This is a genomic window from Streptomyces sp. NBC_01439, assembly GCF_036227605.1.
GTDB lineage: Bacteria > Actinomycetota > Actinomycetes > Streptomycetales > Streptomycetaceae > Streptomyces.
Map to the genome: position 1 here is coordinate 6947202 of NZ_CP109487.1, position 13656 is coordinate 6960857.

A 13656-nucleotide genomic window follows, 5' to 3' on the forward strand; every position below is an offset into this window, starting at 1 on the left:
GCCCGGCGCCCGTCCCCGCTGCTCAGGCGGTGGGGACGGGCGTCCGCGTTTCCTCGTCCGCGGGGCGCCCGGTCCGGTCGCGGCGCTGCCGCAGCCGCACGAGGACCCCGTAGACCAGCAGCGCGACGGTCAGTCCGGCGCCCGCGCCGAAGCAGATGGTCGGGATGATGTCGAGCGGCGTACGGATCCGGTCGAAGAAGTCGAAGAAGCGCAGCACGCGCCGGGTGACCCCGGCCGCCACGCACACCACGAGCAGGGCGAGGGCACCCCAGAGCTCCGCGCGGGAGAGCACCGGCACGGACGCGGGGGCCGGGAGCGTGGGAAGCCGGCGCAGGGCGGTCACCGCGAACCAGAGCAGGGCGCATGCGGCGACGGCCGAAGTGCCGTACTGGAGGAAGGAGTAGCCCGGCAGGCCGTAGGCGAGCGGCTCGGCGAGATCGGGCAGCGCGTTCGTGCCCCAGCGGTCGTGGTGCGTGAAGCTGTCCCAGAGCACGTGGGTGAGGGACCCGAGGGCCGCCGAGACGTAGAACCAGCCGACGAGCACGGCCGGCCGGGGACGCTCGCGCCATGCCTCGCCCCGCACGAAGGCGTACGCCCTGCCCCGCCAGGCGCGCGGCAGGAGCGCGATCAGCGGCTCGCGCAGCAGGAGCCAGAACCCCACCAGGACGGCCGTCAGCACGGCGTCCAGCGTGAGGACGCCCGGCAGCGAGTGCGTGAAGGCCCCGTACGTCAGGACGCCTTCGACGATCGCGTCCGTGAAGTAGAAGGTGTCCGGCGCGAACGACCCGAGGACGAGCGCCGAGGCGACGAGGGGGCCCCGCGCACGCCCGGTCCGACGGATGGCCGGAAGTACGGCGGCCGCGTGGCTGAGAGTGAACGGCATGACACCTCTCCTGTGACGTGCTGTGGACGTTCCTTACTTCGGGCCAATGCTCCCGAAGGGTCCAGACAGTATCCGTGACCTGCCTCGGAACGTGGGGATGTGGTGAATTCCCGCCCTCCTTGCGTGCTGTGTGCAGGGAGTTGACGTAGGGTCACGCGGACGTCGAGGGGGAGGGGTCCGGCTCATGTCGGCTCGAATAATCGGACGCAGGCTGCGCAGGGGAACGACGGCCGCCTTGGTCTCCGCTCTGGTGGTCGCCGCGGTGACGGCGTCCCAGGGCCCGGCGGGCGGGAGCACCGACCGGCTCTCCGCCGCCGGGGAGTCAGCCGCGCAGCCGAGGCCGCAGTCGCCGCCGGCCGCGGACACGGCCGGCGGCGACTCCGCGTACTTCACCGAACTCCCGCCGCTGGTGAGCCCGCAGCCACCGGACGTACTGCTGCCGGAGGAGGGGGCGGCGCCGCAGCCACAACCACAGGCCCAGGCCCCGACGGGCCCGCAGGCCGCACCGGCGTCGGTCGTGACCGGGCCGGCGGAAGGGGCGCAGGGGATACCGGCGAGCGTGCTCGCGGCGTACCAGGGCGCGGAGCAGAAGGTCGGGCGGAGCGCCCCGGGCTGCGGACTGCGCTGGCAACTCCTCGCGGCGATCGGCAAGGTGGAGTCCGGGCAGGCGCGGGGCGGGCAGGTCGACGCGGCCGGGACCACGCTGCGGCCGATCCTGGGGCCGGTGCTCGACGGCAACGGCTTCGCGAACATCTCGGACACGGACGGCGGAGCGTACGACGGGGACTCCCGCTACGACCGGGCGGTCGGGCCGATGCAGTTCATCCCCTCCACGTGGGCGGCGTGGGGCCAGGACGCGGACGGCGACGGCCGGCGCAACCCGAACAACGTGCACGACGCGGCCCTGGCGGCCGCCCGTTACCTGTGCGCGGGCAGCCGCGACCTGCGGGTGGACGCGGACCTGGACCGGGCCGTGCTCTCCTACAACCGCTCCACGGAGTACCTGCGCACGGTGCGGTCCTGGTTCACGTACTACCTGAAGGGGACGCACGAAGTCCCGGACCGGCCCGCTACGGGACCGGGCACACCCACGACGCAGCCCCCGAGCCCCACGCCGAAGCCGACGCCGACTCCCACGCCGAAGCCCACGCCGACGCCGACGCCGACGCCGAGCCCCACCCCGACGCCGGACCCGAAGCCGACCCCGACCCCGACGCCGGACCCGAAGCCCACCCCGACTCCCACCCCTACGCCTACGCCTACGCCTACACCCACGCCGACGCCGACACCTACCCCGGACCCGAAGCCCTCGCCGACCCCGACGCCCACACCCACGCCGACCCCGACCCCGAAGCCTTCGCCGACCCCGACGGCCAGCCCGACGCCCAGCTCGTCACGCACGCCGAAGCCCACCGCGTCTCCGGCCTCCGCTCCGACGGTGCCCCGGCCGACCCCGGGGCAACACACGTAGTGCTGTGACCGGGAAGGTTCACCGGGTCACAGCACCAGGCCGCGCCTTGTGGATCAAGCCGGGCTCGCGGATCGAGTCTGGGGTCAGTTCGTGCAGCCGGGAACCGCCCCGACGGGCCGGCAGTTGTTGGGCGTGTTCTCGACGATCCGGCTCCTGACGAGGGTCAGGGAGCCGCCAGAGGGTCCTTGCCAGACGCCGCCGCCGTTGAGCGCGATGTTGCGCCGCACCTTTGTGTCCGTCAGCGTGGTGGTGCCGTCATTGGCGATGCCGCCACCCGTTTGGCCCGCGCGGTTGTCCGCGATGGTCGTCGAGGAGATGTCCATCGGAGAGCGGTCGTTGTAGATTCCGCCGCCCTGCTGGAAGGCGCGGTTGCCTTCGATGTGCGAGTTCTTGATGGTCAGGGAGACCCCGGCGGTGAAGATGCCGCCTCCCAGCTCCGTGGCCTGGTTCCGCACCACTTTGGTCTTCTTCAGCAGGGTGGTGCTTCCCGGCCCGTTGTAGATGGCGCCACCCCGCTGGGCAGCACTGTCCCGCACGACGCTGTCGTGGATCTCAAGGGTGCTGCTCTGGTTCACATAGATGGCGCCCCCCTGGTTCGCCGTGCTGTTGGTCACGGTGCTGTGCTTGAGGATGAGCGTCCCGCCGTCCGTGGGCAGGTAGGTGCCGGCGTAGTCGAGATAGCCGCCACCGGTCGCGGTGATGCCCTCGACCGTCAGGCGCCCGCCGGGGCCGTCGATCTCCGCGATGCGGAAGCCCTCGGTCGCGTCGGGATCCCGTCGGATGGTGGTCTTGTCTCCCAGCAGCGTGACGGTGCCCGTGATCCTGGGCAGGGCGTTGGGGCCGAGGCCGCCGGTCGACGCGGGAGTGAGGACGTTGTAGACGTATTTGGGTGCGAGCCGGATGGTGTGCGGTCCGGTGTTGTTGTTCGCGGCGTCGATCGCGTTGTTGAGTGCGGTGACGTCGCAGGGAATGGCCGCCAGGGAGGTCGCGTCCGCGGTGTTGCCGAGACTGAGCGCGGCCACGACCGGTACAACCAGGGCCGCTGCCTTGAGTCGACGTCTCTGCATCACTTCTCCGATCATCGTGTGCAATCGTTTGATTACTTTCCGTTGATGATCAGTGTTCCATGGGGTGGGTGTCCCGCCGCGTGCAACGCGGGGGCGGGCGTGCCGGCGGGCGCCGAGATCCCCCGGGCGGCCCAGTGGTGATCTGTGGCCCGAACGGTTCTCATCTCGCCCCCGCGTTGCTACGGTGCCCCATCTCTGACGCCTCATCAGATTTCGGAGCCCCGGCATGCGCGCATTCGTCGCCGCCGCCATCGGCCTCGCGGCCGCGCTGGCCCTCGTGTTCGCCATCACGGCGTTCGGGGTGCCCGAAGGCGAGACCTCACCCAAGCCCCTGCTCACCACCGCGCCCCCCGCGCCCGGAAAGTAGAGGAGGGCCCGGCCGTGCGACGCAGAGCGAGCCTTGTCCTGCTGGCCCTCGCCGTGTTCTGCGCGGCCCTCGCGCCGCTGCTGCGCTGGTACGCGTACCCCCGCCTCGCCAAGATCCCGCCGAACCAGTACCAGGAGATGGTCCTGGAGGCGAAGGACGCCACGCTCCTCGACTACACCGGCGGCATGCAGCCGAAGAAGGTCGACAAGGTCACCATCGTCCAGACCCTCAAGGGCAACGTCGAGGCGTCGAAGGAGATAGAGGCGAGCGCGGGCAAGGACGTCGTCGTCTGGGACACCCTGTCCTACATCATCGGCCCGGACGGGAAGATGGTCTCCCAGATCCCCGAGCGCTACATCTTCGACGCGCACACCCAGGACCCGGTCCACGCCACCGGGGAGACGGTCGACGGGGACCCGGTCAAGCGCGAGGGCATCGAGTTCAAGTGGCCCTTCTTCACCGAGCCGCGCGACTACCTCTACTTCGACGCGCAGACCCGCACCTCCTCGCCGATCCACTACGTCGGGCCGCGCACGTTCAAGGGCATGGACGTCTACTACTTCGAGCAGACCGTCCCGTGGACCAAGGTCCCCATGCCCAAGAAGATGCCGATCGAGGGCATCGACCCGTCGACGATCGAGGCGGCCACCGGCACCACCCTCTGGTACACGGTCAAGGCGAGGTTCTGGGTCGACCCGGTGACCGGCGCGCCCGTCAACGCCGAGCAGGACATCCAGCAGGAGATGCGCGGCGGCATCGCGGCCGGCGGCCCCGACGGCAAGCTGACCGCCTTCGCCGGACACGTCACCATGCGCGAGGACTACTCCGACTACACGGTCGACCTCGTCAGGTCGAACCGTACGAAGGTCCTCGCCCTGCATACCTACGCGCCGATCGGCCTGGCCGCCGGCGGGCTCGTACTGCTCGGCGTGGCGCTGTGGCTGGAGGCCCGCGGCCGCCGCGTCAGCGCCTGAGCCGGGCGTTCGTGTGCCGGGTGGGCTCGGCGGTGGCCGGGTCCTCGGGCCAGGGGTGCTTGGGATAGCGCCCGCGCAGTTCCGCGCGCACGGCCCGGTAGCCGCCCTGCCAGAAGGAGGCGAGGTCGGCGGTGACCGCGGCGGGCCGGCCGGCCGGCGACAGCAGGTGCACCAGCACCGGTACGCCCGCCACCCGCGGGGTCTCGGCCAGCCCGAACAGCTCCTGCAGCTTCACCGCGAGCACCGGCTGGCCGTGTTCGGCGGCGTAGTCCACCCGGATCCGGGATCCGCTGGGCACCTCCAGGCGTTCCGGAGCCAGCTCGTCCAGTCGGACGGCCTCCCCGGTGGCCCACGGCAGCAGCCGGTTCAGGGCCTGCCCGGCGTCGATCCGCCCGAGGTCGGCGCGGCGCCGGGCCCGGGACAGTTCGGGCTCCAACCAGTCGTCGGCCCGCTCCAGCAGGGCCCGGTCGTCGGCCACGTCGGGCCAGGCTCCGCCGAGCGTGCGGTGCAGGAAGCCGAGGCGGGCCCGGAGGGTCAGCGCGTCCGGGGACCAGCGCAGCAGGCCGAGCCCCTCGGCGCGCAGCCCGTCGAGGAGAGCGGCCCGGACGAGCGCGGGGTCGGGGGTGCGCAGCGGACGTGCGGACAGTTCGATCGCCCCGAGGCGCTCGGCGGCGCGGGCGATGAGGTCGCCGTCCTCCCAGCGGACCTCTTCCCCCGCGGTGAGCAGGTGCGAGGCGGCGGCGCGGGCGGTGTCCTCGTCGATGACGGCGCCGAGCCGGACCCGGGCGGACGCGGCATGCGGGGGCCTGTCGGCGACGGCGACGGCCAGCCAGGGCGCGCTGCGCAGCCGGGAGCCGTCGCCGAGCTCGGCCGCGGTGCCGTTGGCCATGAGGAGGGCCCCCTCGCCCCTGGCTTTCGCCACCCGCTCGGGGAACCCGAGGGCGGCGATGAGCCCGGCGGCGAGGTCATCGGGTGCGGCTGCGCCGCCGGGGCTCCGCCCCGCACCCCGCGCCTCAAACGCCGGCGAGGCTGAAAGATCGGGGCTCCGCCCCGGACCCCGCGGCTCGGACGCCGGAGGGGCTGAAGAATCAGCCTCGCCGGCGTTTGAGGCGCGGGGGTCCGGGGGCTGGCCCCCGGCAGCGGTGCCGCACCCGAGCGGGGTGCGGGGTGCAGCCCCGGCCCCGGTTCCGGCGGTGCGCCCCGCAGGGGAAACGGCGCGCTCCAGGCGGCGGGCCTCCGCGCGCCAGCGGGCCGCGTAGCCGTCGCCGCCCGCCCGGGCCCGCCGCCAGGCGCCGGCCAGGTCGTCCCCGTACTCCCGCGGCGGCTCCTCGCTCAGCAGGGCCACCACCTCCGCCGCCCGGCGGGCACCGAGGGCCGAGGAGCCGTCCAGCAGGGCCCGGGCCAGCCGCGGGTGCAGTCCGAGCCGGGCCATCCGCTGCCCGCGCGCGGTGACCGCACCGGCCGGGGACACCGCGCCGACGGCCACCAGCACCTCCCGCGCCGCGGCCATGGCCCCGGCCGGCGGCGGATCCAGCAGGGCCAGCCCGGTCGCGTCCGGGTCGCCCCAGCAGGCGGCCTGCAGGGCGAACTGCGCCAGGTCGGCGATGCGGATCTCCGGCGAGGGGAACGCGGCCAGCCGGCCGTCCTCCGCCTCGGCCCAGCAGCGGTACACCGTGCCCGGCGCCTCGCGCCCGGCCCGGCCCGCCCGCTGCCGCCCGGCCGCGCGGGACGCCCGTACGGTCGCCAGTGCGCCCAGGCCCCGCGCGTGGTCCACGCGGGGCTCGCGGGCCAGCCCGGAGTCCACCACCACGCGCACCCCGGGGACGGTCAGGCTCGACTCCGCCACGGCGGTGGACAGGATCACCCTGCGGTGATCGGCGACGGAGAGCGCCGCGTCCTGGACCGCCGCCGGGGCCCGGCCGTGGATCTGGAGCACCTCCGCGTCCACCCCGCCCAGCTGCCCGGCGACCCGGGCGATCTCGCCGACGCCGGGCAGGAAGCACAGGACGTCGCCGTCGCGCTCGGCCAGCGCCCGCCGCACCACCGAGGCCACGTGCGTCAGCTGCGCCGGGTCCACCCGCATCCCGTGCGGGGGCCGCACCGGCTTGGCCGGCGGGGCCCAGACCGTCTCCACGGGGTACGAGACACCCGCCGCCTCCACCACCGGCGCACCGCCCGGGCCTCCCTGGCCGAGAACGTGCGCCCAGCCGGCCGAGTCCGTCGTCGCCGAGGCCGCCACCAGCCGCAGCTCCGGGCGCAGGGTCTCCCGTACGTCGAGGAGGAAGGCGGCGACCGTGTCGGCGTCCAGGTGCCGCTCGTGGCACTCGTCCAGGACCACCACGTCCACCCCGGTCAGCTCCTGGTCGCGCTGGAGGCGCTGGAGCAGCACTCCGGTGGTCACCACCTCCACCACGGTGTCCGGACCCGCCACCCGTTCCCCGCGCACGGTGAAGCCGACCGCGCCGCCGACCTGCTCGCCCAGCAGCCAGGCCATCCGGCGCGCCGCGGCCCGGGCGGCGATCCGCCGGGGCTCGGCGACGACCACCCGGCGCCGCGGGCCGCCGCCCACCAGTCCGGCCAGCACCAGCGGCACCAGCGTGGTCTTGCCGGTGCCGGGCGGGGCGCAGAGCACCGCAGTGCCGTGGCCGTCCAGCGCTGAGACGAGCGCGGGCACGGCCTCCCGCACGGGCAGGGAGTCGAGGGCGGCGGTACGGATCACGTCAGTCGCGCTCGCAGACGAAGATCGCGGTGCCCGGGATCAGGTTGCCGCGCAGCGGGGACCAGCCGCCCCACTCCTGGCTGTTCCACTCCGGCCACTCGGGCTCGACCAGGTCGAGCAGGCGGAAGCCGCCCGCCACCACGTCGCGCACCCGGTCGCCGATCGTGCGGTGGTGCTCCACGTATACGGCGCGGCCCTGCTCGTCCTGTTCCACGTACGCGGTGCGGTCGAAGTAGGAGGCGGCGACGGACAGCCCCTCGGGTCCGGGCTCGTCGGGGAAGGCCCAGCGGACGGGGTGGGTCACGGAGAACACCCAGCGGCCGCCGGGGCGCAGCACGCGGTGCACCTCGCGCATGACGTTGACCGGGTCGGCGACGAAGGGCACGGCTCCGTAGGCGGAGCAGGCCAGGTCGAAGGAGCCGGCGCGGAAGGGCAGCCGTCCGGCGTCGGCCTCGACCAGGGGGACGTCGTCGCCGATGCGCAGGGCGTGCTGGAGCTGGCGGTGGGAGAGGTCGAGGGCGACCGGGCGGGCGCCCTGGGCGGCCAGCCAGCGCGAGCACTGGGCGGCGCCGGCGCCGATCTCCAGGACGTCCTTGTCCCTGAGGGAGGCGGCGGGGCCGAGGAGGGCCGCCTCCGCCTCGTCCAGCCCCTCGGGTCCCCACACGAAGCGGTCGTCGCCGAGGAAGGCGCCGTGGTCGCTCTGGTACTCGTCGGCGTTGCGGTCCCACCAGCTGCGGCTCGCCCGGCTGCTCTCCGCTTCCCCCGCGTCACGCCGTGTGGCCTCGGGGTCTTCCACGGAGACCGGATCGGCCTCGGACGCTACTTCGGAGGCGTAGTCCTCTTGGTTCATGGGGCCCGTCGTCGTAGTCTGCGAATGTCTTCTGAATGTGGCAGGAAGCGCCAGGAGGGGCTTCCCGCCCATGAATTGTGCCGGTTGTGCGGCGATCCGCCCGGGGTGTGCGCCTTCGCGCATTGACCCTGTCCGGCTGCCCCCGTATGCTACAAGTTGCGCTGCGAGCCTGTGCTCCTCAGACCTAGCAGGCTGCGCTTGCATCTGTTGATGTCCCCTCGGTTTTCGAGGCCCCGCCGCTCTTCGCGGAAGGGGGTCTCCTTGGCTGTCCGGCTTCTTCGGCAGATGCCGATAAGGGCTCCCGGCGTAGCAGTACCTACGACTTTCTGTCCGTAACCGGAGCCCTTTCCCACATGACGAGCAGCACCGAGACCACCTCTACCACTCCGCAGGTAGCGGTCAACGACATCGGTAACGAGGAAGCCTTCCTCGCCGCGATCGACGAGACGATCAAGTACTTCAACGACGGCGACATCGTCGACGGCGTCATCGTGAAGGTCGACCGGGACGAGGTCCTGCTCGACATCGGTTACAAGACCGAAGGCGTGATCCCGAGCCGTGAGCTCTCGATCAAGCACGACGTCGACCCGAACGAGGTCGTCAAGGTCGGCGACGAGATCGAGGCCCTGGTTCTCCAGAAGGAGGACAAGGAAGGCCGTCTGATCCTGTCCAAGAAGCGCGCTCAGTACGAGCGTGCCTGGGGCACGATCGAGAAGATCAAGGAAGAAGACGGCATCGTCACCGGTACCGTCATCGAGGTCGTCAAGGGTGGTCTCATCCTCGACATCGGCCTCCGCGGCTTCCTGCCGGCCTCTCTCGTCGAGATGCGTCGTGTCCGCGACCTCCAGCCCTACGTGGGCAAGGAGCTCGAGGCGAAGATCATCGAGCTGGACAAGAACCGCAACAACGTGGTCCTGTCCCGCCGCGCCTGGCTGGAGCAGACCCAGTCCGAGGTTCGCCAGACGTTCCTCACCACCCTGCAGAAGGGTCAGGTCCGCTCCGGCGTCGTTTCCTCGATCGTCAACTTCGGTGCCTTCGTGGACCTGGGTGGCGTCGACGGTCTCGTCCACGTCTCCGAGCTGTCCTGGAAGCACATCGACCACCCGTCCGAGGTTGTCGAGGTCGGCCAGGAAGTCACCGTCGAGGTCCTCGACGTCGACATGGACCGCGAGCGTGTCTCCCTGTCGCTGAAGGCGACGCAGGAGGACCCGTGGCAGCAGTTCGCCCGTACGCACCAGATCGGTCAGGTCGTCCCGGGTAAGGTCACCAAGCTGGTTCCGTTCGGTGCGTTCGTCCGCGTGGACGAGGGCATCGAGGGTCTGGTCCACATCTCCGAGCTGGCCGAGCGCCACGTGGAGATCCCGGAGCAGGTCGTCCAGGTCAACGACGAGATCTTCGTCAAGGTCATCGACATCGACCTCGAGCGTCGCCGGATCTCGCTGTCGCTGAAGCAGGCCAACGAGTCCTTCGGTGCCGACCCGGCGTCGGTCGAGTTCGACCCGACCCTGTACGGCATGGCCGCGTCTTACGACGACCAGGGCAACTACATCTACCCCGAGGGCTTCGACCCCGAGACCAACGACTGGCTCGAGGGCTTCGACAAGCAGCGCGAGGCCTGGGAGACCCAGTACGCCGAGGCGCAGCAGCGCTTCGAGCAGCACCAGGCTCAGGTCATCAAGAGCCGCGAGGCCGACGAGGCCGCTGCCGCCGAGGGCGCTGCCGCCCCGGCCGCCGGTGGCAACGCCGGTGCGGGCATCTCGGGTGGTTCGTACTCCTCGGAGTCGGACGAGACCTCCGGCGCCCTGGCGTCGGACGAGGCCCTGGCCGCGCTCCGCGAGAAGCTGGCCGGCGGCCAGAGCTGATCGCAGCGCGCATCACACTCCGGTGTGAGCCGAGCTGAACTGCGTTGAACGGTAAGGCCCGTCCCCTTCGGGGGCGGGCCTTACCGCGTTTCCCGCCGCGTTCCCCACGGCCGCTCCCCGTCCGGTCCCCTCGTGATCCGTTGCGTTCCTGTGAATGCGGCCAACTGGGGAATGGCCGGACCGCCTTGGACGTTCTTGGCTGAGAACGAGGCGAGGAGGAGTGGTGACGGTGCTTGATCCACAGGGTTTGTACGAATGGGACGCCAAGGGCCTGGCGGTGGCCGACCTGGCGGTCGCCCAGGACTCGGCCGGGCTGGTCATGCTGTACCACTTCGAGGGGTACATCGACGCGGGTGAGGCCGGCGAGCAGATCGTCGAGAGGCTGCTGGACACCCTGCCCCACCAGGTGGTCGCCCGGTTCGACGCGGACCGGCTGGTGGACTACCGGGCGCGGCGCCCGCTGCTGACCTTCCAGCGCGACCACTGGACGGAGTTCGAGGAGCCGCGACTGGAGGTCCGGCTGGTCCAGGACGCCACCGGAGCGCCCTTCCTGCTGCTGTCCGGCCCGGAGCCGGACGTGGAGTGGGAGCGCTTCGCCGTCGCCGTCCGGCAGATCGTCGAGCGCCTCGGCGTGCGGCTCTCGGTCAACTTCCACGGCATCCCGATGGGCGTCCCCCACACCCGGCCGGTGGGCATCACCCCGCACGGCAACCGCACCGACCTCATGCCGGGCCACCGCAGCCCCTTCGACGAGGCCCAGGTACCGGGCAGCGCGGAGTCCCTGGTGGAGTTCCGCCTGAGCCAGGCCGGGCACGACGTACTGGGTGTGGCCGCGCACGTACCGCACTACGTCGCGCGCTCCGCGTACCCGGACGCCGCGCTGACGGTGCTGGAGGCGATCACGGCGGCGACCGGGCTGGTGCTCCCGGCCGTGGCGCACGCCCTGCGGACCGAGGCGCACCGCACGCAGACGGAGATCGACCGGCAGATCAGGGAGGGCGACGAGGAGCTGGTCAGCCTGGTGCAGGGGCTGGAGCACCAGTACGACGCGGCCGCCGGGGCCGAGACCCGGGGCAACATGATCGCCGAGCCGGCGGAGCTGCCGTCGGCGGACGAGATCGGCCGCGAGTTCGAGCGGTTCCTGGCGGAGCGCGAGGGCGAGAACTGACGTACGGGCGGGGCCCCCTATGCTGCGGGGCATGCTGAAAGTAGGCCTGACGGGCGGAATCGGTGCCGGCAAGAGCGAGGTCTCGCGACTGCTGGCGGGGTACGGGGCGATCGTCGTCGACGCCGATCGGATCGCGCGCGAGGTCGTGGAGCCCGGTACGCCGGGGCTCGCGGCCGTCGTGGCGGCCTTCGGGGAGTCGGTGCTGACCGCGGAGGGGACGCTGGACCGGCCGAAGCTGGGGTCCATCGTGTTCGCGGACCCGGCGAAGCTCCAGACCCTCAACGCGATCGTGCACCCCCTGGTGGGGGCCCGGTCGGCGGAGCTGGAAGCCGCCGCGGGGACCGACGCGATCGTGGTGCACGACGTACCGCTGCTCGCCGAGAACGGCCTGGCACCCCTCTACGACCTGGTCGTGGTCGTGGACGCGGCCCCGGCGACCCAGCTGGCACGGCTGACCGCGCTGCGCGGGATGGTCGAGGAGGAAGCGCGGGCCCGGATGGCCGCACAGGCGACCCGGGAGCAGCGGCTCGCGGTGGCGACCCTCGTGATCGACAACGACGGGCCGCTGGAGGCGTTGGAGCCGCAGGTGCGCACGGTGTGGGACGAGCTCAGGGCGCGGGCGGCGGGCGGGGCCGCCTGACGGGTCCTGCTGACGGGTCCTGCTGACGTGTCCGCCTGACGTGTGCTTCTGACGTGTGCATGGAATAGCGGGTGGGGCGGGGGCGTTGAACGCGCCCGGAGAGGGAAGGATTTCGAACGTGTCCGAGACCACGCGCCCCACCCCGTCCAGCCCGGAAACCCACGTCATCGACTACAGGGCCGCCGAGCAGCTGCTCGCCGCCCGGGACCCGCGCGGCGCGGTCAAGCTGCTCGACTCGGTCATAGCCGCCCACCCGGAGAACACGGCGGCGCGGCTGCTGCGCGCCCGGGCCTTCTTCGCGGCCGCGCAACTGCGGCCGGCCGAGCTGGAGTTCGAGCTGGTCCTGGAGCGCGAGCCGGACAACGCCTTCGCCCACTTCGCGCTGGCCCGTACGTTCGAACGCTCGGGCCGGCCCGAGCAGGCGCGCAAGCACTTCCGCCTCGCCGCGGCCCTCGACCCGCGGCCCGACTACCTGGCGGCGGCCCGGTTCGACGGCCCGGCCGCAGAGGGCCCGGCCGGAGCCGACCCGGCCTGAGTCACCGGCTGCGAGGCGGCACGTACGGAGGGATGTCCGGGCCGGGCTGGTAGTGGGGCCCCTGGTGGATGTGGCGCACGATCATGCACAGGTCCACGACCACGACCACCGCCAGCGCCCCGCAGGCGGCCGCCCATCCGGGACGGCCCACCAGCGAGAACAGGGCCGTGCCGGCGGCAGCCCAGACCAGGCCCCAGACACCCAGCCAGAACCGCAGCCGCAGCGGACTGCGCGCGGTCACCGGCTCATTCCCGGAACGCATGGCCATCGCCTCTCCTCCGTCCATGGTCCCACCCCGGCCCGGTCAGGGGTTGAGCTTGTTCACGGCCTTGGTGGTCGTCTTCTTGAAGGCGGCGACCGGGGCGTGGGACAGGTCGCCCATCTCGCCCCACTGCACGACGGTCACGGTGGAGCCGTCGCGCCCGATCCCGTACAGGTGCACGCCCGGCTCGGATTCGGGGATCGAGGTGTGGACCCCGTAGACGTGCGCGCCCTCCTCGACGGGGAGGGCGCCGTAGTCCTGCCAGGAGGCGGTGCCGCCCGGAGTCGCCCGCAGCCAGTCGGCGGCGCAGGCGGCGACCTTGCGCTCCAGGACGCCGGCGAGCTTGGCCGCCGCGGAGGGCGAGGAGGACCGTACGGAGACCTGCACGGCGCCGGTGTCGTACTCGGTGCCGAAGACGCGGTGCCAGCTGCCCGCGGCCGGGAGCACGCCCTCCAGGCAGAACGGCGCGGACTCGGGCAGCCCCGCGGTGACCGCCCCGGGGTACCAGGGCGAGGTGGGGTGCGGCGGAAGGTCGGTGCCGGCCAGGAAACCGGGCGCGGTGGCGGCCGCGGCGGAGGTGGAGGTGGAGGCGGTCAGGACGAGTGCGGCTGCCGCCGCGACGAGTGCGGTGGTGAGCGCGGTGGCGGTGGCGGTGGCGGTGGCGGTGCCGGAACGTCGGACACGTCGGAACATGGTCGGTTCTCCCCGTGAGTGCCGTGGTGGTGTGTGCCTGACGAGCCTGTTCCCCGGACGGCGTGGCGGGCGACGGATCACGGCGAATCCGGGACGCTGGAACGGCCGTACGCGCCGTCACCTGGGGGAACACCTCATGCATGGAACGCGGTCGCGGGACGCGGT

General features: G+C 72.5%; 13 protein-coding genes. 7 read left to right on the forward strand and 6 right to left on the reverse strand.

Features of this window, described 5'->3' with window-relative positions:
* Positions 1–22: 22 nt before the first annotated feature.
* A complete protein-coding gene (locus tag OG207_RS31545) occupies positions 23–883 on the reverse strand; it encodes a DUF4184 family protein (protein ID WP_329103114.1) in 861 nt (286 codons plus the stop codon).
* A gap of 184 nt (positions 884–1067) precedes the next feature.
* Here OG207_RS31545 and OG207_RS31550 point away from each other — a divergent pair, with 184 nt between their 5' ends.
* Positions 1068–2354, forward strand: a complete 1287-nt coding sequence (locus OG207_RS31550; RefSeq protein ID WP_329103116.1) for a lytic transglycosylase domain-containing protein — start codon at positions 1068–1070, stop codon at positions 2352–2354.
* An 83-nt stretch (positions 2355–2437) separates the two neighbouring features.
* Here OG207_RS31550 and OG207_RS31555 read toward each other — a convergent pair whose 3' ends face one another.
* Entirely contained in the window at positions 2438–3421 is a 984-nt protein-coding gene (locus OG207_RS31555) for a right-handed parallel beta-helix repeat-containing protein (protein ID WP_329103118.1), read from the reverse strand.
* Positions 3422–3647: 226 nt separating this feature from the next.
* Here OG207_RS31555 and OG207_RS31560 point away from each other — a divergent pair, with 226 nt between their 5' ends.
* Both OG207_RS31560 and OG207_RS31565 read left to right on the forward strand, forming a co-directional pair.
* Positions 3648–3788, forward strand: coding sequence for an SPW_0924 family protein (locus OG207_RS31560; protein ID WP_150256957.1), 141 nt, complete (start codon positions 3648–3650; stop codon positions 3786–3788).
* A gap of 14 nt (positions 3789–3802) precedes the next feature.
* Positions 3803–4762, forward strand: a complete 960-nt coding sequence (locus OG207_RS31565; protein WP_329103121.1) for a DUF3068 domain-containing protein — start codon at positions 3803–3805, stop codon at positions 4760–4762.
* On the opposite strand, the gene OG207_RS31570 is transcribed toward OG207_RS31565, so the two are convergent.
* Positions 4752–7481, reverse strand: a complete 2730-nt coding sequence (locus tag OG207_RS31570; protein WP_329103123.1) for an ATP-dependent RNA helicase — start codon at positions 7479–7481, stop codon at positions 4752–4754. The two genes, OG207_RS31565 and OG207_RS31570, sit on opposite strands and share 11 nt — an antisense overlap.
* Before the next feature lies 1 nt (position 7482).
* On the reverse strand, positions 7483–8331 hold the full coding sequence (locus OG207_RS31575) for a class I SAM-dependent methyltransferase (RefSeq protein WP_329103124.1): 849 nt from the start codon (positions 8329–8331) through the stop codon (positions 7483–7485).
* Positions 8332–8684: 353 nt separating this feature from the next.
* Here OG207_RS31575 and rpsA point away from each other — a divergent pair, with 353 nt between their 5' ends.
* From rpsA to OG207_RS31595, 4 genes are all read left to right on the forward strand, one after another.
* A complete protein-coding gene (rpsA, locus tag OG207_RS31580; protein WP_030010959.1) occupies positions 8685–10193 on the forward strand; it encodes a 30S ribosomal protein S1 in 1509 nt (502 codons plus the stop codon).
* A 229-nt stretch (positions 10194–10422) separates the two neighbouring features.
* Positions 10423–11361, forward strand: a complete 939-nt coding sequence (locus OG207_RS31585; protein WP_329103126.1) for a PAC2 family protein — start codon at positions 10423–10425, stop codon at positions 11359–11361.
* A gap of 31 nt (positions 11362–11392) precedes the next feature.
* A complete protein-coding gene (gene coaE, locus OG207_RS31590; RefSeq protein ID WP_329103129.1) occupies positions 11393–12001 on the forward strand; it encodes a dephospho-CoA kinase in 609 nt (202 codons plus the stop codon).
* 118 nt (positions 12002–12119) lie between these two features.
* Positions 12120–12536, forward strand: coding sequence for a tetratricopeptide repeat protein (locus OG207_RS31595; protein ID WP_329103131.1), 417 nt, complete (start codon positions 12120–12122; stop codon positions 12534–12536).
* Position 12537: 1 nt separating this feature from the next.
* Here the strand turns inward: OG207_RS31595 and OG207_RS31600 are convergent, their stop codons facing one another.
* On the reverse strand, positions 12538–12798 hold the full coding sequence (locus tag OG207_RS31600; protein WP_327386053.1) for a DUF6343 family protein: 261 nt from the start codon (positions 12796–12798) through the stop codon (positions 12538–12540).
* A 42-nt stretch (positions 12799–12840) separates the two neighbouring features.
* A complete protein-coding gene (locus OG207_RS31605) occupies positions 12841–13491 on the reverse strand; it encodes a hypothetical protein (RefSeq protein ID WP_329103133.1) in 651 nt (216 codons plus the stop codon).
* Between the last annotated feature and the right edge of the window lie 165 nt (positions 13492–13656).

Excerpts from the sequence above, each read along its gene's own strand:
- OG207_RS31545 (WP_329103114.1), bottom strand. The coding sequence starts at position 883 with ATGCCGTTCACTCTCAGCCACGCGGCCGCCGTACTTCCGGCCATCCGT.
- OG207_RS31550 (WP_329103116.1), top strand. The coding sequence starts at position 1,068 with ATGTCGGCTCGAATAATCGGACGCAGGCTGCGCAGGGGAACGACGGCC.
- OG207_RS31555 (WP_329103118.1), bottom strand. The coding sequence starts at position 3,421 with ATGCAGAGACGTCGACTCAAGGCAGCGGCCCTGGTTGTACCGGTCGTG.
- OG207_RS31560 (WP_150256957.1), top strand. The coding sequence starts at position 3,648 with ATGCGCGCATTCGTCGCCGCCGCCATCGGCCTCGCGGCCGCGCTGGCC.
- OG207_RS31575 (WP_329103124.1), bottom strand. The coding sequence starts at position 8,331 with ATGAACCAAGAGGACTACGCCTCCGAAGTAGCGTCCGAGGCCGATCCG.
- rpsA (WP_030010959.1), top strand. The coding sequence starts at position 8,685 with ATGACGAGCAGCACCGAGACCACCTCTACCACTCCGCAGGTAGCGGTC.
- coaE (WP_329103129.1), top strand. The coding sequence starts at position 11,393 with ATGCTGAAAGTAGGCCTGACGGGCGGAATCGGTGCCGGCAAGAGCGAG.
- OG207_RS31600 (WP_327386053.1), bottom strand. The coding sequence starts at position 12,798 with ATGCGTTCCGGGAATGAGCCGGTGACCGCGCGCAGTCCGCTGCGGCTG.
- OG207_RS31605 (WP_329103133.1), bottom strand. The coding sequence starts at position 13,491 with ATGTTCCGACGTGTCCGACGTTCCGGCACCGCCACCGCCACCGCCACC.